A 20,334-nucleotide genomic window follows, 5' to 3' on the forward strand; every position below is an offset into this window, starting at 1 on the left:
CGGGTGTGGTCGTGCGGCTCGGGCACGCCTCGCGCGGTGATCTCGGGGCCCGTCGGCCGGGCTCACGAAGCGCATCCCCCGGCGGGGCTTGACCTGGAGCGCGCTCCAGGTTCTACGGTTTCTCCATGACCAGCGGACAGCCACTCCCGCACAACGCGGAACCGACCCTCACGATCGCCCAGGTCGTCGACCGCACCGGCCTCTCGCACGACACGTTGCGCTACTACGAGAAGGCCGGCCTGATCGAACGTGTCGGCCGCACCACCGGGAACCAGCGTCGTTACCTGGCGGCGGACCTGGCCTGGCTGGAGTTCCTGATCCGGCTGCGGGAGACCGGCATGTCGATCGCCGACATGCAGCGGTTCGCCGAGCTGCGCTCCCGGGGCGACGCGACGGTCCCCGACCGGCTGGCGATGCTCCGGGAACACCGCGACGACCTCAAGGAGCGGATCCGGGCGCTGCGGCGGAACGCGTCCGCGCTCGACGACAAGATCGACCACTACGTACGGCTGCTGGAGCGGCCGGGATCGGACGACCGAACATGAGCGACACCGTGAAGGACACCGGGTCCACCACCCGCGAGGAGCGTTTCGAGCACGGCCTGAAGGTTCTCGACCAGGTGGACGGCGAGGCCGGCCGGCGGGTGGTCGCCGCGCTCGGTGACATCAACCCCGAGCTGGGCCACCAGATCGTCGCCTGGGGCTTCGGGGACGTCTACGACCGGCCCGGACTCGCCCCGCGCGACCGCCAGTTGGTGACCCTCGGCATGCTCACCGCGCTCGGCGGCTGCGAGACCCAGCTGGAGGTGCACGTCAGCGCGTCGCTGAACGTGGGGCTCTCCCCGGAGCAGATCGTCGAGGCACTGCTGCACTCCGCCGTCTACTGCGGCATACCGAAGGCGATGAACGCGACCCTGGTCGCCAAGAAGGTGTTCGCCGAGCGCGGGCTGCTTCCGGTCGGGCAACAGCCCACGGCCGGCCCCGCCGCCGCCTGAGACGCATCGTTCGAGACACTGGATACCGGCCGGTGATCCGAACGGCAGGACGGGGAGGGGCTGGAGCGCGTCATCGGGTCGCGCGGCTCCGGACGGGACGGGAGCGGGACGGTATGGGCGAGTTCTGGCCGGTGCGGGACGTACTGACGTACCTGACCGGGAGCTGGCGCGTGGAGCGCACCGTGCGGGACCGCGCGAGCGACGCGGAGGGACGCTTCACCGGCACGACGGTCTTCGGACCGCTGGAGGACGAGGGGCTGCTCCACCACGAGTCGGGCACCTTCGTGTGGCAGGGCGTCCCGCGGCCCGCCGAACGGACCCTGCGGTTCCTGCCGGGACAGGACCTCGCGACCGCTGTCGTCCGCTTCTCCGACGGCCGCCCGTTCCACGAACTGGATCTGACGAGCGGACGGTACGTCGCCGACCATCCGTGCGCGGCGGACCTCTACCGCGGCGAGTTCACCGTCCAGGACGAGCGGCGATGGCGGTCCGTCTGGCGGGTGCGCGGGCCCGCGAAGGATCTGGTGCTCACCACCGGCTACACACGCCTGGGCTGAGGGACCGCTCCGTCGAAGCGCAGATTCCAGCGTCCCGACCGGCCCGTCACGGTGATCGCGGACAAGGGGCGGACATCGATGTTCCAGTACGTCGACGGCGGCGCCTTCAGCGCGTAGACCAGCGCGGCCCGGACCACCGACGGCTCGGCCACCGCGACGATGCTGCCGCCGTCGTCCCCCGGCCGGGTGTCGAGCCAGGCGCCGACGCGGGCGATGAAGGACAGCAGGCTCTCGCCGCCGTGCGCCGTGGAGCGCGGGTCGGCAAGCCAGGAGTCCACGGCCTCGGGCTCGCGGGCCATGGCCTCGCCCAGGGTGAAGCCCCGCCAGCGGCCCATGTCGCAGTCGCGCAGCGCGAGCTGGACCAGGGGGGCGTAGCCGAGGACGTCACCGGTGGCCCGGCTGCGTGGCGTCGGCGCGCAGTAGCGCAGCTCGGCCGCCGCCAGCGGCAGCAGTCCGGCGGCGGCGCGCTGCGCTTCTTCCCATCCCGCCTGGTCCAGCGGCCGGTCGTCCTCGAAGCGCTCCGCGAGCAGCGAGGAGCTGCGCGCGGCGGCGACGAACGTGACCCGAAGATGCATGGGCAGATCGTGGAGCGCGGGACTCCGCAGGTCAAGGGAGTTACACAGAGTATCCGAATATTCACTGGCGCATCAGCTTCCGGCATGTGCTCCAGGTGTCCGGGCGTCATGGATCCGAATCTTGCCGCCGCCTTCTCGCCGAAGCGGCCGGGGTGAACGGGCCAGGCACGGCGCGAGTGCCCCGCGACCTGCGGTGCGGCCCGGGGCACACGAGGTGGGAAGTCCGCCCGGCTCAGGCCCGCACCTCGTCGTACGCCGCCGCCAGTCTCCGTACGCCCTGGGTGATCTCCTCCGTCCCCGCCACCGCCGCGAAGCTCAACCGGATCCGGGGGGCCGGGGGTTCGGCACTGTAGTAGGGGCGGCCGGGGGTCACGGCCACGCCCGCGCGCAGGGCGGCGGCGACGAGCGCGGACTCGTCGGTGCCGTCGGGCAGCCCGGCCCACAGGTGGTAGCCGCCGAACGGGATGTGGGGGAGGGTCAGTTCGGGGAGCCGTAGCCGCAGTGCGGCGGTCATGGTGTCGCGCCGGGCCTTCAACTCGGCCGAAACAGCGCGCAGATGGCGCGGCCAGGCCGGCGAGCCGACGAGTTCGAGAGCGGCCTCCTGGAGCGGGCGCGGTACGAAGAAGGTGTCGACGACCTGGATGGCGCGCAGCCGTTCCAGCACCGGACCGCGCGCGGCCAGTGCGCTCACCCGGAAGCTCGGCGAGGTCGCCTTGGTCAGGGAACCGACGTGCACCACGACGCCGTCCGGGTCCTCGGCGGCCAGCGGACGCGGCAGCGGGCCCGCGTCCTCGTGCACCAGGCGGCGTACGAAGTCGTCCTCGACGACGAAGGCTCCGGCGTCCCGCGCGATACGCAGTACCTCGCCGCGCCGATCGGGCGCGAGCACGGCACCGGTCGGATTCTGGAACAGCGGCTGGCAGACGAAGACCCGGGCGCCACTCGCCCTGAAGGCGTCGGCGAGGAGCTCGGGCTTCACCCCGTCGGCGTCCACCGGGACCGGAACGGGGCGAAGGCCGGCAGCTCGGGCGATGGCCAGCATCCCGGGATACGTGGGTGACTCGACCAGGACCGGGGCGCCGGGCGGCGCGAGCGCGCGCAGGGCGGTCGTCAGTGCGGACTGGCCGCCCGCCGCGACCAGTACCTCGGCGGCGCCGATCGCCCCGCCGATCCCGCGCGCGAACCACTCCCGCAGTTCGGGCAGACCTTCCATGGGCGGCCGGGACCAGGCGCCGGGGCGGCGGCCGGCCCGGGAGAGGGCCGCGCCCATCGCCCGTTCCGGCTGGAGCGAGGGGTGCAGATAGCCGCCGTTGAACTCGACGACACCGGGCGGTGGCGCGGCCAGCGAGGCGAGGACGCCGGACGCGTCCACCGTGCGGGGGACGACCTCTGCCGCGGTGTCCGCGCTGAGCGCGACCTCCTGCCAGGAGGTGTCCCCGGTGGACGTGACGGCGGCCCGGGGCCGCGCCCGGAAGGCGCCCGCACCGGGCCGGGTGACCACGAGCCCCTCGGCGGCCAGTTGCGCCAGCGCCCGTGAAACAGTCACCGGACTCACGTGGAACCGTTCGACGAGTGCGCGGCTCGACGGCAGCTTTCCCCCTGGAGAGTAGCGGTTCAGTTCCTGTCGCAGCTGATTCGCGAGATCACCCACACTGCTACGCTCTTGCATGAGAGTAGAGAGTAGCGCTATCGAACGGACCGGGATAGCGGTCAGCACCGACACCGAGCCCGCGGCCGGCCTCCCGCCCAGGAGCGCCGCGGCGAGGTACCGCCGCTCGGGCACCCTCCAGGCGGCCCTCGGCGTCACCGCCTTCTCCCTCACCTTTCCCGCCACCGCCTGGGGCCTGGAGGGCTTCGGCCCCTGGTCGCTGGTGGCCGTGCGCTGCGTCCTCGCGGCGGTCGTCGCGGGCGGCTGCCTCCTCGCGCTGCGGGTCCCCCGACCGGACCGGCGGCACCTGGCGGGCCTCGCCGTCGTGGCCGCCGGTGTCGTGCTCGGCTTCCCGCTGCTGACGACACTCGCCCTGCGGACCTCGACCACCGCCCACGCCGCCGTGGTCGTCGGGCTGCTGCCGCTCACGACCGCGCTGTTCTCGTCCCTGCGCACCGGCGCGCGGCCCTCACGGAAGTTCTGGCTGGCGGCCTGCGCGGGCGCGGCCGCGGTGATCGCGTTCACCGTGCGGCAGAGCGGTGGCGCCCTGACGGGTGCGGACGCCTATCTGTTCGGGGCGCTGCTGATCTGCGCGGCGGGATACACCGAGGGCGGCCGGCTGGCCCGGGTGATGCCGGGCTGGCAGGTCATCGGCTGGGCCCTGGTCCTGTGTCTGCCGCTCAGCGTGCCGGGCGCGCTGGTGGCGCTGTCGTACGAGCCGGTGCGGCTTACGGCGCACAGCGTGACCGGGCTGCTGTGGGTCGCGGCCGGTTCGCAGTTCCTCGGCCTGGTCGTCTGGTACCGGGGGATGGCGTCGATCGGCATCCCGAAGGCCAGCCAGTTGCAGCTGGCCCAGCCCCTGCTCACACTGGTGTGGTCGGTACTGCTCCTGGGCGAGCGGCTCACCCCGGCGGCACCCCTGACGGCGGCCGCCGTCCTCGTCTGTATCGCTCTCACGCAGCGGGCGCGGAGCTGACCCGCACGCACGGGCCGGGCCAACCCGCTCCCCCGGCCGTAGACTTGAGGCCACGAACCGTTACTCCCGTACAGGACGAGGAGACCGTTCAGATGCACGCATCCAAAGGCGACCAGTTGGTGCAGCACGGCAGGACCGTCGGCCAGCACGACAAGGTCGCGGAGATCACCGAGGTCATGGGAGCCGAAGGCTCTCCCCCCTACCGCGTGCGGTTCCAGGACGGTCACGAAGCCGTGTGCTCGCCGGGCCCGGACTCCGTGATCCGCCACCGGGACATGCCGCAGTAGGAAGAACGGGACGGACGCCGGGAGGCCGGCGAGCCCTCAGCCCGGGGGCTTCGCCGGCTGCCGGTAGTGGTCGGCGACGACCCGTGCCATGGCGCCGACGCGGTCGGCGCCGGCCTCCTTGGCGGCGAAGAAGACGTGGCCCCGCACCTCGGGATACTTCGCGGCCAGCGTGAGATGGCGGGAGAGTTCGGCCGGGTCCTGCCAGGGCGCGGGCTGCGCCGGGTCGCCCGCCTTGTAGAGCGCCTCACCCGCGTACAGCCGCACGCCTGTCCCCCGGACCGTCCGCGCCCACCAGGTCAGCAGCTTCGCGTAGTCGGCGGCGCCGAAGCCGATGCTCCAGTACAGCTGAGGGCAGATGTAGTCGATCCAGCGCTCCCTGACCCACTTCCTGGTGTCGGCGTACAGATCGTCGTACGTCTCGACGCCGGCCCTGGTCGGCGAACCGAGCGGGTCGGTCGACGCGTTGCGCCAGACACCGAAGGGGCTGATCCCGAAGCGGACCCCGGGACGGACCTTCTTGACGCCCTCCGCCATCTCCAGCACCAGCCGGTCGATGTTGTGGCGCCGCCAGGCCGCTCTGCCCGGGAAGCCCGCGCCGTGTTCGGCGTACGCCGCGTCGTCGTCGAAGTGCTCGCCGGCCACCGGGTACGGATAGAAGTAGTCGTCCCAGTGCACACCGTCGACCGGGTACCGGCGCACCGCGTCGAGCATCGCGGCCACGACGAACGTCCGGACCGGGGGCAGCCCGGGGTTGTAGTAGAGCTTCCCGCCGTACCGCACGATCCAGTCCGGGTGGACGCGGGCCGGGTGCGAGGAGGCGAGCCTGCCGGGGTCCGGCTGTCCCGAGACGCGGTACGGGTTGAACCAGGCGTGCAGTTCCAGGCCACGGGCGTGGGCTTCCCGCACCGCGGTGCCCAGCGGGTCCCAGCCGGGGTCCTCGCCCTGGACGCCGGTCAGGTACTGGGACCACGGCTCGTACGGCGAGGGCCACAGCGCGTCGGCGGCGGGACGGACCTGGAAGATCACGGTGTTGAGGCGCAGCCGTACCGCCGTGTCGAGATGCGCGAGCAGTTCGGCGCGCTGGCGCGCGGGGCTCAGGCCGGTACGGGAGGGCCAGTCGCGGTGCGAGGCGGTCGCCAGCCACATGCCCCGCACGGCACGCGGGGCGGCCGTGCGGCGCCGGGAGGACGGGCCGTGGGCGGCCACGGCGTCCCCCGCCGCGCCGAACCCCGACAAGGTCGCGAGCGCGGCCACCGCGAACGCCCGCCGTGGCAGTGGCCCCATCGCCGTACCCCCTACGCTGCGGATCCGTCCGGTCACGGACCGTCTCGTGGCCCAGCATGCACCACCCCGACGATCGATCATCGATACTTGGGAGTAACGTGCACGTTCGGAGCAGGGACCGAACAACGGATGACCTGCCAGGCAGTGCGTATCAGCGAAGGGGACGATGTGACCGACATCGAACGCGTCGGAGTGGTGGGCTGCGGCCAGATGGGAGCGGGCATTGCCGAGGTGTGCGCCCGCGCCGGCCTGGACGTCAAGGTCGCCGAGACCACCGGCGAAGCCCTGGAGTTCGGCCGGACCCGGCTCTTCACCTCGCTCTCCAAGGCGGCCGAGCGCGGAAAGATCTCCGCGGACGAGCTCAAGGCCACTCAGGACCGGCTGAGTTTCACCACGGACCTCGGCGAGTTCGCCGACCGCGACCTGGTGATCGAGGCCGTCGTCGAGAACGAGCAGGTGAAGACCGAGATCTTCCAGGTGCTCGACCAGGTGATGACCAGGCCGGACGCGATCCTCGCCTCCAACACCTCCTCGATCCCGCTGGTGAGGCTGGCCGTCGCGACCTCGCGTCCCGACCAGGTCATCGGCATCCACTTCTTCAACCCGGCCCCGGTGCAGCAGCTCGTGGAGCTGATCCCGGCGCTGACCACCTCCGAGGGCACCATCAGCCGCGCCCAGCTGTTCGCCGAGAAGGTGCTCGGCAAGCACGCGATCCGCGCCCAGGACCGCTCGGGCTTCGTCGTCAACGCGCTGCTGATCCCGTATCTCCTGTCCGCGATCCGGATGTTCGAGTCGGGTATCGCGAGCCGGGAGGACATCGACAACGGCATGGAGATGGGCTGCGCCCACCCGATGGGCCCGCTCAAGCTGTCCGACCTGATCGGTCTCGACACGGTGGCCTCGGTGGCGTACTCGATGTACGAGGAGTACAAGGAGCCGCTGTACGCCGCTCCCCCGCTGCTCCAGCGCATGGTGGACGCCGGACGCCTCGGCCGGAAGTCCGGCTCGGGGTTCTACACCTACGGCCAGTAATAGCGGAACGCGGGCTCCGTTCACCGGAGTTCGGGCGGGCGCGGGCCCGGCACCTTTTCCGGTGCCGGGCCCGCGCCGTTCACACGCCGTGTGCGCGCCGGGCCCGCATATGCCCGGCGCACACGCTCCCCACACGCCCACCAGGCGAGTTGACTTTCCGTGCACGGACAGGGGATGTGCCGACCACGGAAAGGAGCGGACTCGTGACCGCCAACCCCGAGCATCCCGTGGCACCGAAGGAACTCGCGGAGTTACGCCGGTCTCTCGAAGTGGGGTTCACCCGCATCGAGGGAGGACTGGCACTGCTCACTCAGCGCGACGACCAGACGGCCAAGGATCTCGATGACCTCAGCACCCGGATCGTCGCGCTCGAACACACCCGCTGGCCACTGCCCACCGTCGCCGTCGTCGCGGCCGTGGGCGCACTGGCCGTCGCGGTCTGGCAGGCTCTGGGCCGCTAGGCACCAGGGGACCGCGAGGGGGGAAGCGATCAGGGCAACGCGTCATGCCCGAGCCTGAGATGGTGCAGGAGGAGCAGCGCGGCCGCCATGTTGGCGGCCGGCACCTCACCGCGGGCGACCATGTCGGGAACGAGTTTCAGGGGAACCCATTCACGGCGGTCGGACTCGAAGTCGTCGACAGGGTGCCCGATATAGGCACCCTCGTCGGCCCAGTAGATGTGATGCCTCGCGTCGGTGAGCCCGTTGGAGGGCTCGACGCTCATCAGATGCCGCAGAGGTCCCGGCCGCCACCCGGTCTCCTCCTCCAGTTCGCGGGCCGCCGCCGCGGCGATGTCCTCGCCGTCCTCCACGACACCCGCGGCGAGTTCCCATCCCCAGCTGTCCGTGATGAACCGGTGCCGCCACAGGAGCAGCACCTCGTTGGCATCGTTCACCACGGTGGCCACGGCGACGGGCCTGAGCCGGATCAGGAAGTGATCGAGATGCCGCCCGTCCGGCAGCTCCACATCCGCGAGATTGACACTGAACCAGCGGTTTTCATACACAGTTTGTTCGTTCTGTTTCGTCCACTGCACGGTTCTGCCACCTTCCGCCGAGTAGATGGCAATATCGCAGCAGCGGCGTCCTGGCAGCAGGGCTCACAGGGGTCGGTGCGCAGCGCGGTGGCGCTGAACACGGCCCGGCGGAACGGAGACCGGCGTTCCGGCGAGGTTCGTGAAGCGGCTCTCCGGGGTGCTCTCTACAGCGGTACGCGCAGTGCGCCGTCGATGAGTTCGGCGGCCTCGGTCGTGCCCGCACAACCGCTGCGCACCAGATGCTCGCGTACCGCGCGAAGTCTGTCGCGCAGCCGCTGGGACTCCATCCCCCGTGCCTGCTCCGCCATTTGCACGGCCGTCGCCACCGCTTTGTCGGCGTTGCCCTGGCGCAGCTCGATCTGGCTGAGCATGGCCAGCCGGTGCACGCGCCCGCGGTCGTGCGCCGGGGTGTCGACGGCGGCCGCGGCGTGCTCCGCAGCCGCCACGAGGTCGCCGAGGCTGAGCAACGCCTCCGCCACCTGTACGTTGACCAGCCCCGGCTGGACATAGCCGGTCTCGTCGGGCTCGTATCCGCGCCGGATGCGCTCGGCGGCCTGCTCGGCACGCCGTATGCAGGACAGCGCGCTGCTGCCGTCGCCGAGGTGCGCGTACGCCTTGGCCTGCATGGCGTAGAGGTCGGAGGCCAGCGCCGGAGTGATGTGGCGCCCCGCGGCACGCAGCGCGGCCTCGGCGAAGGCGACCGCCTGCCGGTACTCGCGCATGAACAGCGACTGGTTGACGAGCAGAGCTATGACGTACGCCCCGAGTCCCCTGTCCCCACTGGCCTTCGCCAGACGCAGCGCCTGGTGGAAGTAGCGCTGGGCGAGTCCGTGCGCGTCGGAGTCGTAGGCGCAGATGCCCGCGATGGCCACCAACCCGCCCGTGGCGCGGTGGAGTTGGCGGCCGGTGGCGTCGGTGTAGCCGCCGCGCAGCAGGGGCGCGGTCTCGGAGTTGAGGAAGCCGACGATCCGGGTGCGGGTCGCGATTCCCCCGGCCTTGCGGTACATCTGCTCGTAGTGGGCCCGTGCCGCGCGCAGCATGTCTATGTCGGCCATGCTGACGTGGTGGCGGCCGCCGCGTGAGACGTCCACGTCCTCGGGCGGGTTCTCCCACTCCCACACGGGCATCACCGCGGGGGTGCCGGTGACGGCGGGGGCGCCGAGGATGTGCGGGCGCTGCTGTTCGTCGGATCGCCACAGTGCGGTGGCTCGTTCGACGAAGCCGGAGAGCGTGCCCGCGTGCGGGGTCGAGGGTTCACCGGGTACGCCGAGGCCGATGTCGTCGAGCGTGACGGGCCGGTGCAGTCGTCCCGCGAGCACCTCGCAGATCAGGTCGGGCACCTGGCCGCGCGGTCGCTGGCCCTTCAACCACCTTGCCACGGCGGTGTGTTCGTAGCGCAGCGCCAGACCGCGCGCCCGCCCCGCCTGGTTGACGTGGGCGGCGAGTCCCGCGTGCGAGATGCCTGCCTCGTCGAGGATCGCGTCGAGCAGGGTATTGGGCTGCATGGGAGGCCCCCGAGTGGCTCGTTGCCGACGACGCCGATCGTGCCCGACCGCACCAGAGAGAGTAGTGCGTCCCCTTTCACACGGGGTGTGATGGGAATGCCCGTATCCGCGTTGTACGCGCGCTGTCGCGGAGAGTTTCGTACCGGTTGACTGAAATGCCTCGCAAGAGGCCGGCCGGGCCGCCGGCTCCCCCTCGTACAGTACGGCGGCCCGCTCCGCGCCGTCCGTCCGGCCGCCTGCCCGACACTCCGTGGCCGGGCGGACGGCAGAGCCGGCCCGGCCGGGGCGACCGCGGGACCCCGGTCGTCCGGGTGCGGGTCCCGTGGCCGGTCACCTTCCGGGAGCACGAAGCCGCGCACCGCCGCGTCCAGGACCCTTCCTAGCGAGGTACGTGATGGGACAAGCGGCCCTGTTTCAGGGCGACGGGCCGGCGGTCGTTGTGCAGCACCAGCAGCGCCACGTCGTCGTCGGGCCGGCCGCCGGTGTGGCGCAGCAGGCCGGTGAAGACCGCGCGCAGCACGGCCTGCGGTACGACGGGCCCGTCACGGACGGCCGCCGCGAGCGCCGGGAGCAGCGGAAAGAAATGGCCCCGGGTGTCCCGCGCGTCCTCGACTCCGTCGGTGTGCAGGAAGAGACCCTCACCGGGCCGGAGTCGGCCGCAGGGCTCGGCGGGGAGTCCGGCCGGGAGCGGGAACGGCCCGAGCGGGGGCAGCGGTTCGGCGCGGACGAGGGGCCTGACGCAGCCCCTGCCGAGCAGATACGGCCAGGGATGGCCGCAGTTGAGGGCGTGCACCTCGCCGTCACCGCGGATCTCCAGCAGCAACACGGTCACGAACTCCTCGGCGGCCGGGCTGTCGGGGTCGAGCCCGGCCGAGAGATGTTCGGCCCGGTCCCGCTCGCGCAGATGCCGGGCCAGTGCCCGCTCCAGTCTTCTGAGGACGCCGCCGAGTTCGGGTTCGTCGTGCGCGGCCTCACGGAAACTGCCGAGGACGGCGGCGACGGTCCCGATGGCACCGAGCCCGTGCCCGCGGACGTCCCCCATCACGACCCGCACTCCGTGTTCGGTGGCGATCGCCTCGTACAGATCGCCGCCGATGATCGCGCCGCGGTCCGCGGAGAGCTGGACCGCGGCGATGTCCAGCCCGTCGATGCGCGGTGGCAGCGGGCGCAGCAGGACGTTCTGCGCGGCTCCCGCGACCTTGCGGATCTGCCGGAGCTCGCGCAGCAGTGCTCTTCTGACGTGGAGTATCAGACCGGCGCCGACCGCGAAGAAGACGGCGCTGGTGACGACGCGGGCACCGAGCCCGTTCTGCTGCGCGAGCGGACAGGCCATCTTGTACGAGATCGCCAGCGCGCCCCAGACCCCGGGCAGCCCCATGTTCACCGCCCGGCGCAGCGGCGCCCGGTCGGCGGTGCGGCGGACCCGGTGGCCGAGGCGCGTGCCGCCTCCGCACTCCTCACGGGTGAACCGGGTACGGGGTCTGCGGCCGCGCACCGCGCGGGCGAATCCGTCCCTCAGCCGGTCACGCCGACGTCGCGGCCCCAGGACCGCCCTGGCCGGGTTCCGCGAATGCGTCCGGAGCGTCGCCCTGCGGGGAGCCCCAGCCTTGATTCGGATCATGCCGATTGGCCCCCCAATAGGCACTGACAGCGCAGACGGCCTCGGAGAGACCGGTCCGATTCTGTCGATCGCCCGACCGTGCCGGGCTGACCTCCCGGACATGTCACCCGAATGAGTGAGGTGTCTTCGGACACGCGCATTTATGCAGGCCGGAGCCGGGGAAGGCCTGGGCAGAAGCCGGGGAAGGCCTGGGCAGAAGCTTCGGGAACCCTGGGCAGGAGCCGGGGAACCCCCGGAAAAGGGAGCGGGGAACCGCGCGCCCGGCCACGAACGATCCGCGGCCACCGAACGGCGCACAGTTCCCCGGCACAACCGGTGGAGCTTCTAGGCTCCGCGCAATACCGCTCCCGTGCGCTCGGCGGCCAGCGCCACCGCCGCGTCGCGGGCCGCGGAGGCCTCGTCGACGGTCAGCGTGCGGTCGGCCGCACGGAAGCGCAGCGCGTACGCGAGGGACTTCTTGTCCTCGCCGAGCTGCTCGCTCTCGTACTCGTCGAACAGCCGGATGGACTCCAGGAGTTCACCCGCGCCCTCGTGCAGCGCCGCCTCGACGTCCGTGTGCGGGACGCTCTTGTCGACGACCAGCGCGACATCCTGCGTGGCGACCGGGAAGGTCGAGATCTTCGGGCCCTTGGGGTGGCCCGAGCTCGCCCGCTCCAGCGCGTCCAGGTCGAGCTCCATCGCGCAGGTGCGCGCGGGCAGGCCCAGCGTCTTCAGCACACCGGGGTGCAGCTCACCGGCGTACCCGACGACCTGCTCCGCGCCGTCCACGACGACCGCGAGCTCGGCGCAGCGGCCCGGGTGCCACGGCCCGTACTGGCCGGAGCGGACGAGGAGTTCGGTCCCCGCCTCGCGGGCCAGGCTCCGCGCGGCCTCGATCGCGTCGGCCCAGTCGGCCGGGCGGCCCTTGCCCCACCAGCCGGCCTGCTCGCGGGCGCCCGCGAGGACGACGGCGGCGTGCCGGGGCTGGGCGGGAAGCGCGGCCGTCAGGGACGCGATCTCCTCGTCGGTGGGACGGCGGTCGACGGGCAGCCGCCCGGCGACGCGCAGTTCCCCGCGCGGGTGGAAGACCAGGCCGGTCTCGAAGAGGGCCAGGTCGTGGCTGCCGCGTCCGTCGTTGCGGCGCAGGGCCTGGAGCAGGCCCGGCAGCAGCGTGGTGCGGAGCGCGGGCTCCTCGTCGGAGAGCGGGTTGACCAGCTTGACGACCTTGCGCTTCGGGTCGTCGTCGGCGAGGCCGAACTGGTCGAAGACGTGCTCACCGATGAACGGGTAGTTGGGCGCCTCGACGTATCCGGCACCGGCCAGCGCGCGGCCGATCCGGCGGTGCAGCCGCTGCCGGTCGGTGAGGCCGAGGCCCGCCGGCGGCTTGGGCAGCGTGGAGGGCAGGTTCTCGTAGCCCTCCAGCCGGATGACCTCTTCCGCGAGGTCGTTCGGGTCCGTCAGGTCCGGCCGCCAGGACGGCACGCTGACGATCAGCTCGTCCTGGCCGTAGACGTCACAGCCGACCTGCTGGAGGCGGCGGACGACGGTCTCGCGGCCGTAGTCGACACCGGCCACCCTGTCCGGGTGGTTCGCCGGGATGGTGATGGTGTGCGGCGCGGACGGCGCGATCACCTCGGTGACCCCGGCGTCGGCGGTGCCGCCCGCGAGGAGCACGAGCAGGTCGACGGTCCGCTGGGCCGCGGCGGACGCGGCCTCGGGGTCGGCGCCGCGCTCGAAGCGCTTGGACGCCTCGGAGGCCAGCTTGTGACGGCGGGCCGTGCGCGCGATCGAGATCGCGTCGAAGTGCGCGGCCTCGATGACGACCTCGGTCGTGGTGCCCTCGGTGTCGTCGATCTCGGTGTGGGCGCCGCCCATGACGCCCGCGAGGCCGATGGGGCCGCGGTCGTCGGTGATCACCAGGTCGCCGGCGTCGAGAGTGCGCTTGACGCCGTCGAGGGTGGTGAGCTTCTCGCCCTGCTCGGCCCGGCGCACGCCGATCGTGCCCTCGACCCGGCCGCGGTCGTAGGCGTGCAGCGGCTGGCCGAGCTCCAGCATCACGTAGTTGGTGATGTCGACGGCGAGCGAGACCGGGCGCATGCCCGCCTTCTGCAGACGGCGCCGCAGCCAGATCGGGGACTTGGCGTCGGGGTCGAGGCCGGTCACCGTGCGCGCGGTGAAGCGGTCACAGCCCATCGGGTCGAGGACCTGCACCGGGTGGCCGAACGCGTTCGGGGCCGGTACGTCGAGCAGGGCGGGGTCGCGCAGCGGCAGGTCGTACGCGATGGCGGCCTCGCGGGCCACACCGCGCATCGACAGGGCGTAGCCGCGGTCGGGCGTGACGGCGATGTCGAGGACCTCGTCGACGAGCTGGAGCAGCTCGATCGCGTCGGTGCCGGGCTCCATCTCCGGCGGCAGCACGATGATGCCGCCGCTGCCGTCGTCGCCCATGCCCAGCTCGTCGCCGGAGCAGATCATGCCGTGCGAGGTCTTGCCGTACGTCTTGCGCGCGGCGATCGCGAAGTCGCCGGGCAGCACGGCGCCGGGCAGGACCACGACGACCTTGTCGCCGACGGCGAAGTTGCGGGCGCCGCAGACGATCTCCTGGGGCTCACCGGTGCCGTTGGCGGTACCGACGTCGACGGTGCAGAAGCGGATGGGCTTCTTGAACTCCGTCAGTTCCTCGATGGTGAGCACCTGGCCGACGACCAGGGGCCCCTTGAGGTCGGCGCCGAGCGGCTCGACCGTCTCGACCTCGAGGCCTGCCGAAATGAGCTTGGCCTGGACGTCACGCCCGGTCTCCGTCGCCGGCAGGTCGACGTACTCCCGCAGCCAAGAAAGCGGGACCCGCATCAGATCTCCATCCCGAACGGCCGGGTGAACCGGACGTCACCCTCGACCATGTCTCGCATGTCTTCTACGTTGTGACGGAACATCAGCATCCGTTCGATGCCGAACCCGAAGGCGAACCCGCTGTACTTCTCCGGGTCGACGCCACAGGCGACGAGCACCCGCGGGTTGACCATGCCGCAGCCGCCGAGCTCGATCCAGCCCTCGGAGGAGCAGGTCCGGCAGGGGCGGTCGGGGTTGCCGACGGACTCGCCCTTGCAGACGTAGCAGAGCATGTCCATCTCGGCGGACGGCTCGGTGAAGGGGAAGTAGTTCGGGCGCAGCCGGGTCTTCATGTCCGAGCCGAAGAGCGACTGGACCATGTGGTCCAGGGTGCCCTTGAGGTCGGCCATGGTCAGGCCCTCGTCGACGGCCAGCAGCTCGATCTGGTGGAAGACCGGGGTGTGCGTGGCGTCGAGCTCGTCCGTGCGGTACACGCGGCCGGGGCACACGACGTAGACGGGCGGCTCCCGGTCGAGCAGGGCGCGGGCCTGCACCGGCGAGGTGTGGGTGCGCAGCACGACACCGGACTCGTCGCCTTCAGTGCCCTCGGGGCCCTGGACGAAGAAGGTGTCCTGCATCTGCCGGGCCGGGTGGTCGGGCGTGAAGTTGAGGGCGTCGAAGTTGAACCACTCCGCCTCGACCTCGGGGCCCTCGGCGACCTCGTATCCCATGGACACGAAGACGTCCGCGACCCGCTCCATCATGGTGGTCAGCGGGTGCCGGGCGCCAGCCGGTACGCGGTCGTAGGGCAGTGTGACGTCCACCGCCTCCTCGACCAGTACACGGGCGTCGCGGTCGGCTTCCAGCTCGGTCTGGCGGGCGGCGAGGGCCTTGTTCACGGCGCCGCGGGCCTGGCCGACGAGCTTGCCGGCCGCGGCCTTGGCCTGCGGGGGCAGTGCGCCGATCTCGCGGTTGGCGAGGGCCAGCGGAGAGGTGCCGCCGGTGTGGGCGACCTTGGCCTCCTGGAGCGCGTCGAGGTCGCCGGCGGCCGCGAAGGCGGCGAGCGCCTCGTCCCGCATGCGCTCGATCTCTTCCGGTTTCAAGGCCTCGACCTCTACAGGGTCGTACGACTTATTAGGTGCCGACATCTCTTCCCGTGCTTCCGGTTGGCTGGCTGAGGGTCCCCGTCACCGACCCGGAGACGAATCGTCCGCAGATGAGAGGACGCAAAGGTGCCAAGGTCCGAGTCTATCGGGGGTGGGGGCCTGCCCAGGACTGGGCGTCCTCGCGGTGCTCCCGTGCGGATGCGCCCGTGGCGGCCGCTGCGGCGTCAGAGGAGATACGCCGGGGTGGCCACGGGCAACGTAAATCGGAACTCGGCTCCCCCGCCGGGGGCGCGGCCGACCGTGATGGTGCCGCCGTGGGCTTCGACGATGCCCTTGACGATGTAGAGCCCGAGGCCGGTGCCACCGCGCTTGCTGCCCCGCCAGAAGCGGGTGAAGACGCGGTTCATGGACTCCTCCGGGATTCCGGTGCCCTCGTCGCTCACGGTGACCGACGTGACGGCGTTCGTGCCCTCGTCGTCCGAACGCTCACGCGGGGAGACCGAGGGTGCCACGTCAATGGTGACGGTTCCCTCGCCGTGCCGCACCGCATTTTCGATCAGGTTGCTGAGCACCTGGTCGATCTTGTCCGGGTCGGCCCACAGGGCGGGCAGGGGCTGCTCGATGCGCAGCAGGAAACGGTCGGCGGGCTGGCCCGAGGCGACGTACGCCTGGATGTGCCGGCCGACGGCCGCGCCGATGTCGACGGGCTGGCGGTGCACTTCGAGGCGCCCGGAGTCGATGCGGGAGATGTCGAGGAGCTCGGCGATGAGCCGGGTGACGCGGTTCGCGTCGGCGTCGACGGTCTCCAGCATCAGCTTCTTCTGGTCGTCGGTGAAGCGTTCCCACTTGGCGAGCAGGGTCGCCGTGAAGCCCTTGACGGAGGTGAGCGGCGAGCGCAGTTCGTGGGCGACCGTGGCGATCAGCTCGGCGTGGCTGCGCTCGGTGCGGCGGCGGGCCTCGGTGTCGCGCAGACATACGACGACCCGGCGGACCGGTCCGGTGGGCCGGGTCCGCACATAGCGCGCGGAGACGAGGACCTCACGGCCGCCGGGCAGCAGCAGGTTCCGCTCGGGCTGGCTGTTGCGGATGGCGAGTCCGCCGTAGGGGTCGGTCAGCTGCCACCAGCGGCGGCCTTCCAGGTCCTCCAGGGGGAGCGCCGATTCGAGCCGGCGGCCGAGGGCCTTGGCTGCGGGGACGGCCGTGATCCGGGCGGCGGCGGCGTTGAAGCAGATGACCCGGCCGTGTTCGTCGGCGACGACGATCCCGTCGGGCAGGTCGTCGGGGTCCACGCCAAGACCGGGACCGGCTCCGGCGGTGTCATCGTGCCGGGACGCGGATGCGCCGCGCGCGTCCCGTGCTCGCAGCGCGCTCTGGGCACCGCCCGTGCCGACACTCATCCCCGTACCCCACCTCTCGTCCGGCGCAGAGGGCCCCCGAGCCCGTCACCCTACTAGCTGCCGGTGACGGAGCGGCACCCTGTGGAGGCTCGCTGTGCACGGGCTGACGCGTAGAGACATACGGCCGCGGCCGTGGCCAGGTTCAGGCTCTCGGCCTTTCCGTGGATCGGAACGCGCACGACAGCGTCGGCCAGCGCTCGCGTCTCCTCCGGAAGCCCCCAGGCCTCGTTGCCGAAGACCCAGGCGGTGGGGCCGCCCATCGTCCCCTTGTCGAGTTCGTCGTCGAGGTCGTCCCCGCCCGCGCCGTCGGCGGCGAGGATGCGGACGCCCGCGTCCTTGAGTCCCGCCACGGCCTGCTCCACGGGCACGCCGACGGCGACCGGCAGATGGAACAGGGATCCGACGGAGGCCCGTACGGCCTTGGGGTTGTAGAGGTCGACGGACGCGTCGGTGAGGACGACGGCGTCGGCGCCCGCGGCGTCGGCGCAGCGCAGCACGGTCCCGGCGTTCCCGGGGTCGCGGACGTGCGCGAGGACGGCGACGAGCTTGGGTCCTGCCTTGAGGATCTCCTCGAAGGGGGTGTCGAGGAAGCGGCAGATCCCGACGAGACCCTGCGGGGTCACGGTGGTGGAGATGTCGGCGATGACCTGCTCCTCGGCGAGGTGCACACGCGCGCCGGCCTGGCGGGCGTCGCCGATGATGTCGGCGTAGCGCTCAGCGGCGTCGACCGTGGCGAACAGTTCCACGAGGGTGGCGGTGCCGTCGGAGCGGTGCGCGGCGGCCTCCCGGACGGCCTGCGGCCCCTCGGCGAGGAACAGCCGGTCCTTGCCCCGGAAGTTCCGCCTGGCGAGCCGCCGGGCGGCCAGGACACGCGGCGAGCGCGGGGAGATCAGCTCGGGGTCGACGGGGGGCATGTTCTGGTTCACCTTCGGTATCTGTGCGGCTCGCACGGCAGCGGGGGCGACTCCGACCCCCCAGGGGCGCGGGGCCCTGTCGATCTGCGGCTCCGCCGCGATGGGGGTCCCCCCTGTTCGAGCGGAGCCGAGAACTCGGGGGAGCGACCGGCCCCCGACGGCCCGCACCCGAACGACTACCCGTCGGGTCAGCAGCAAAGGACCCGCAGGTCTGAAAACCTGCGGGTCCTTTCGTCACATCGGCTCAGAGCCAGCGCAGCGTCACGCGGCCTTCGGCGCGTTGACGTCCGACGGCAGCGCCTTCTTCGCGACCTCGACCAGCGAGGTGAACGCGTTGGCGTCGTTGACGGCCAGCTCCGCGAGGATCTTGCGGTCCACCTCGATGTTGGCGGCCTTCAGACCCTGGATGAGGCGGTTGTACGTCATGCCGTTCTGGCGGGCCGCAGCGTTGATGCGCTGGATCCACAGCTGACGGAAGTCGCCCTTGCGCTTCTTGCGGTCGTTGTAGTTGTAGACCAGCGAGTGGGTGACCTGCTCCTTGGCCTTGCGGTACAGGCGCGAACGCTGACCGCGGTAGCCGGAGGCCGCCTCGAGGATTGCCCGGCGCTTCTTGTGGGCGTTTACTGCCCGCTTGACGCGTGCCACTTTTTAACTCCTTGTAGCGGGGCCGTGGTTGGACTCACACGACCCGAAATCGATTGGGTCCCGGTTCTGACGTGCGGCGCTGGGCGCCGGTACGTCACTTGCCGAGAAGCTTCTTGATCTTCTTGGCGTCGCCCGGGGCCATCTCGGCGTTGCCGGTGAGACGACGCGTCAGACGAGACGACTTGTGCTCGAGCAGGTGGCGCTTGCCGGCGCGCTCACGGAGCACCTTGCCGGAGCCGGTGATCTTGAAGCGCTTGCTGGCACCGCTGTGCGACTTGTTCTTCGGCATAGCGCCGTTCTCTCCTCGTCAGTGGCGTTCCGGTGCCCGGTCGCTGGACCGGGCACGATGGAACGTCATATGTATGGATTGACATCCCGGGGCAGCAGCCCTGGGATCAGGCCTCGGCTGATGCCTCGGCCGGGGCCTCGGCGGACTCCGCCTCGGTGGACTCGCCCTCGGCGGCCTCGTCCTCGGTGATCTCACCGTCAGCGATCTCACCGTCGGCGATGTCGTCATCGGCGGCGTTCTGCGAGCGACCCGGGTTGGCCTTCGCTTCCGCCTTGCGAGCCGCCTGAGCCTCACGGGCTTCGGCCATCGCCTCGGTCTTCTTCTTGTGCGGACCGAGAACCATGATCATGTTTCGGCCGTCCTGCTTCGGGTTCGACTCGATGAACCCGAGGTCCTCGACGTCCGTGGCGAGACGCTGCAGCAGTCGGTAGCCGAGCTCCGGCCTGGACTGCTCGCGACCACGGAACATGATCGTGATCTTGACCTTGTCGCCCTGCTTGAGGAACCGGACGACGTGACCCTTTTTGGTGTCGTAGTCGTGCGGGTCGATCTTCGGCCGGAGCTTCATTTCCTTGATGACCGTGTGCGCCTGGTTCTTGCGCGCCTCACGGGCCTTCATGGCCGACTCGTACTTGAACTTCCCGTAGTCCATGAGCTTGCAGACGGGCGGGCGAGCACTCGCCGCCACCTCGACCAGGTCGAGGTCGTACTCCTGAGCAAGCTCAAGGGCCTTGGCAAGCGGAACAATCCCGACCTGCTCGCCGCTGGGACCGACAAGTCGCACTTCGGGAACGCGAATCCGGTCGTTGATGCGGGGCTCGGTGCTGATGGATCCTCCTCGGTAGCACCACACGGCGGTCTGGCGGACAGCCGCGTATGTCTCTGATGACATGTGGACCAACCACCGCAGGGCACGAAAAATGCCCCGGACGGGACACAGGCGGGGCTCCATGGGTAACCGGAGCACCGCCGCGGTCAACCGCGGGGCGCGCATTCGGGCGACTCCACCGTCCGTACGGAACGGTGGGGGCCGCCTGACCGGGTGACCCGCCGTCCCGGAGGACAGTCGGGTGGGAGATCGGAGCCTCCACTTGTGGGCCGGGCACATGTGTCCGGCCGGTCGTTACACAAGGTTAGCAGTTCCGCCGGGTACGCGCTAACCGGCGGCCTCCCCGCCGCCGCTCGCCCGACGCAAGCACCCGACGCAAGCACCCGGCAGAAGGCCCGGCGCAATACCCGGGGACCCTGCGGAAGGCTCCCGCGGACGGGGACGCGCGCGTCGGGGCCTATCGTGTGAGGCATGAGTGACACCCCTCCCCAGAACCCCGACTACGACACCATGACCCGCGACATCGCCGAGGTCCCCGCGGTCGAGGTCATCGTGACCGTCGCCGTGAACCTGATGAGCGCCGCCGCCGTGAAGCTCGGTCTCACCGAGGAGGGCGACGCGTACAAGGACCTGGACGAGGCGCGCAAGCTGGTCACCGCGCTCGCCGGGCTGCTCGACGCGAGCGCGACCGAGATCAGCTCCTTCCACGCGGCACCGCTGCGCGACGGTCTGAAGTCGCTCCAGCTCGCCTTCCGTGAGGCCTCGCTCGTCCCGGACGAGCCCGGCCAGGGCCCCGGCGAGAAGTACACGGGCCCCGTCTACGGCTGACCC

21 protein-coding genes are annotated in these 20,334 nt (G+C 71.3%); 8 read left to right on the forward strand and 13 right to left on the reverse strand.

Annotated features, from left to right (window positions below; genetic code table 11):
• Window positions 1-125: 125 nt before the first annotated feature.
• The 3 genes from ACFYW8_RS18585 (at window position 126) to ACFYW8_RS18595 (ending at window position 1,551) form a co-directional block, all read left to right on the forward strand.
• Window positions 126-545: a MerR family transcriptional regulator gene (locus ACFYW8_RS18585; RefSeq protein WP_365875267.1), complete on the forward strand. Its 420-nt coding sequence runs from the start codon at window positions 126-128 to the stop codon at window positions 543-545.
• Window positions 542-994: a carboxymuconolactone decarboxylase family protein gene (locus ACFYW8_RS18590; protein WP_389075923.1), complete on the forward strand. Its 453-nt coding sequence runs from the start codon at window positions 542-544 to the stop codon at window positions 992-994. The genes ACFYW8_RS18585 and ACFYW8_RS18590 overlap by 4 nt, the downstream gene beginning before the upstream one ends.
• A 113-nt stretch (window positions 995-1,107) precedes the next feature.
• Entirely contained in the window at window positions 1,108-1,551 is a 444-nt protein-coding gene (locus ACFYW8_RS18595) for a DUF6314 family protein (RefSeq protein ID WP_389075928.1), read from the forward strand.
• Here the strand turns inward: ACFYW8_RS18595 and ACFYW8_RS18600 are convergent.
• Both ACFYW8_RS18600 and ACFYW8_RS18605 read right to left on the reverse strand, forming a co-directional pair.
• The gene (locus ACFYW8_RS18600; protein WP_365875261.1) at window positions 1,533-2,126 is read right to left on the reverse strand and encodes a histidine phosphatase family protein; all 594 of its coding nucleotides are present in this window, start codon (window positions 2,124-2,126) and stop codon (window positions 1,533-1,535) included. The two genes, ACFYW8_RS18595 and ACFYW8_RS18600, sit on opposite strands and share 19 nt — an antisense overlap.
• A 232-nt stretch (window positions 2,127-2,358) precedes the next feature.
• Window positions 2,359-3,795, reverse strand: coding sequence for a PLP-dependent aminotransferase family protein (locus ACFYW8_RS18605; protein WP_389075933.1), 1,437 nt, complete (start codon window positions 3,793-3,795; stop codon window positions 2,359-2,361).
• On the opposite strand from ACFYW8_RS18605, the gene ACFYW8_RS18610 reads away from it, so the two are divergent.
• Window positions 3,794-4,750, forward strand: a complete 957-nt coding sequence (locus ACFYW8_RS18610; protein ID WP_389075937.1) for a DMT family transporter — start codon at window positions 3,794-3,796, stop codon at window positions 4,748-4,750. The two genes, ACFYW8_RS18605 and ACFYW8_RS18610, sit on opposite strands and share 2 nt — an antisense overlap.
• 92 nt (window positions 4,751-4,842) lie before the next feature.
• Window positions 4,843-5,037 carry a DUF1918 domain-containing protein gene (locus ACFYW8_RS18615; protein ID WP_365875255.1) on the forward strand — a complete coding sequence of 65 codons (195 nt, stop codon included), beginning with the start codon at window positions 4,843-4,845 and terminating at the stop codon, window positions 5,035-5,037.
• A gap of 36 nt (window positions 5,038-5,073) precedes the next feature.
• Here ACFYW8_RS18615 and ACFYW8_RS18620 read toward each other — a convergent pair whose 3' ends face one another.
• Entirely contained in the window at window positions 5,074-6,321 is a 1,248-nt protein-coding gene (locus tag ACFYW8_RS18620; RefSeq protein ID WP_389075942.1) for a glycoside hydrolase family 10 protein, read from the reverse strand.
• 129 nt (window positions 6,322-6,450) lie between these two features.
• Here ACFYW8_RS18620 and ACFYW8_RS18625 point away from each other — a divergent pair, with 129 nt between their 5' ends.
• Window positions 6,451-7,353, forward strand: a complete 903-nt coding sequence (locus tag ACFYW8_RS18625; RefSeq protein WP_365875251.1) for a 3-hydroxybutyryl-CoA dehydrogenase — start codon at window positions 6,451-6,453, stop codon at window positions 7,351-7,353.
• Window positions 7,354-7,556: 203 nt separating this feature from the next.
• Window positions 7,557-7,814 carry a hypothetical protein gene (locus ACFYW8_RS18630; RefSeq protein ID WP_365875249.1) on the forward strand — a complete coding sequence of 86 codons (258 nt, stop codon included), beginning with the start codon at window positions 7,557-7,559 and terminating at the stop codon, window positions 7,812-7,814.
• A gap of 29 nt (window positions 7,815-7,843) precedes the next feature.
• On the opposite strand, the gene ACFYW8_RS18635 is transcribed toward ACFYW8_RS18630, so the two are convergent.
• From ACFYW8_RS18635 to infC, 10 genes are all read right to left on the reverse strand, one after another.
• Complete coding sequence (locus tag ACFYW8_RS18635) at window positions 7,844-8,389, reverse strand: NUDIX domain-containing protein (protein ID WP_365875247.1); 546 nt, start codon at window positions 8,387-8,389, stop codon at window positions 7,844-7,846.
• A gap of 164 nt (window positions 8,390-8,553) precedes the next feature.
• Window positions 8,554-9,894 carry a transcriptional regulator gene (locus ACFYW8_RS18640; RefSeq protein WP_365875245.1) on the reverse strand — a complete coding sequence of 447 codons (1,341 nt, stop codon included), beginning with the start codon at window positions 9,892-9,894 and terminating at the stop codon, window positions 8,554-8,556.
• 379 nt (window positions 9,895-10,273) lie between these two features.
• Window positions 10,274-11,272, reverse strand: coding sequence for a PP2C family protein-serine/threonine phosphatase (locus ACFYW8_RS18645; protein ID WP_389076226.1), 999 nt, complete (start codon window positions 11,270-11,272; stop codon window positions 10,274-10,276).
• Between the two features lie 567 nt (window positions 11,273-11,839).
• Entirely contained in the window at window positions 11,840-14,344 is a 2,505-nt protein-coding gene (gene pheT / locus ACFYW8_RS18650) for a phenylalanine--tRNA ligase subunit beta (RefSeq protein WP_389075955.1), read from the reverse strand.
• Entirely contained in the window at window positions 14,344-15,471 is a 1,128-nt protein-coding gene (gene pheS / locus ACFYW8_RS18655; RefSeq protein WP_365875241.1) for a phenylalanine--tRNA ligase subunit alpha, read from the reverse strand. The genes pheT and pheS overlap by 1 nt, the downstream gene beginning before the upstream one ends.
• A 182-nt stretch (window positions 15,472-15,653) precedes the next feature.
• Window positions 15,654-16,826 carry an ATP-binding protein gene (locus ACFYW8_RS18660; protein ID WP_389075959.1) on the reverse strand — a complete coding sequence of 391 codons (1,173 nt, stop codon included), beginning with the start codon at window positions 16,824-16,826 and terminating at the stop codon, window positions 15,654-15,656.
• A gap of 53 nt (window positions 16,827-16,879) precedes the next feature.
• Complete coding sequence (locus tag ACFYW8_RS18665) at window positions 16,880-17,740, reverse strand: TrmH family RNA methyltransferase (RefSeq protein WP_389075964.1); 861 nt, start codon at window positions 17,738-17,740, stop codon at window positions 16,880-16,882.
• A 261-nt stretch (window positions 17,741-18,001) separates the two neighbouring features.
• A complete protein-coding gene (gene rplT, locus ACFYW8_RS18670) occupies window positions 18,002-18,385 on the reverse strand; it encodes a 50S ribosomal protein L20 (protein ID WP_328454349.1) in 384 nt (127 codons plus the stop codon).
• A 94-nt stretch (window positions 18,386-18,479) separates the two neighbouring features.
• A complete protein-coding gene (gene rpmI, locus ACFYW8_RS18675) occupies window positions 18,480-18,674 on the reverse strand; it encodes a 50S ribosomal protein L35 (RefSeq protein WP_003947156.1) in 195 nt (64 codons plus the stop codon).
• A gap of 106 nt (window positions 18,675-18,780) precedes the next feature.
• Entirely contained in the window at window positions 18,781-19,527 is a 747-nt protein-coding gene (gene infC, locus ACFYW8_RS18680; protein WP_389076232.1) for a translation initiation factor IF-3, read from the reverse strand.
• 447 nt (window positions 19,528-19,974) lie between these two features.
• Here infC and ACFYW8_RS18685 point away from each other — a divergent pair, with 447 nt between their 5' ends.
• Window positions 19,975-20,331 (forward strand): DUF1844 domain-containing protein, encoded by a 357-nt coding sequence (locus ACFYW8_RS18685; RefSeq protein WP_261702877.1) that lies wholly within the window; start codon window positions 19,975-19,977, stop codon window positions 20,329-20,331.
• Window positions 20,332-20,334: the final 3 nt, after the last annotated feature.

The organism is Streptomyces sp. NPDC002742, assembly GCF_042888885.1.
GTDB lineage: Bacteria > Actinomycetota > Actinomycetes > Streptomycetales > Streptomycetaceae > Streptomyces.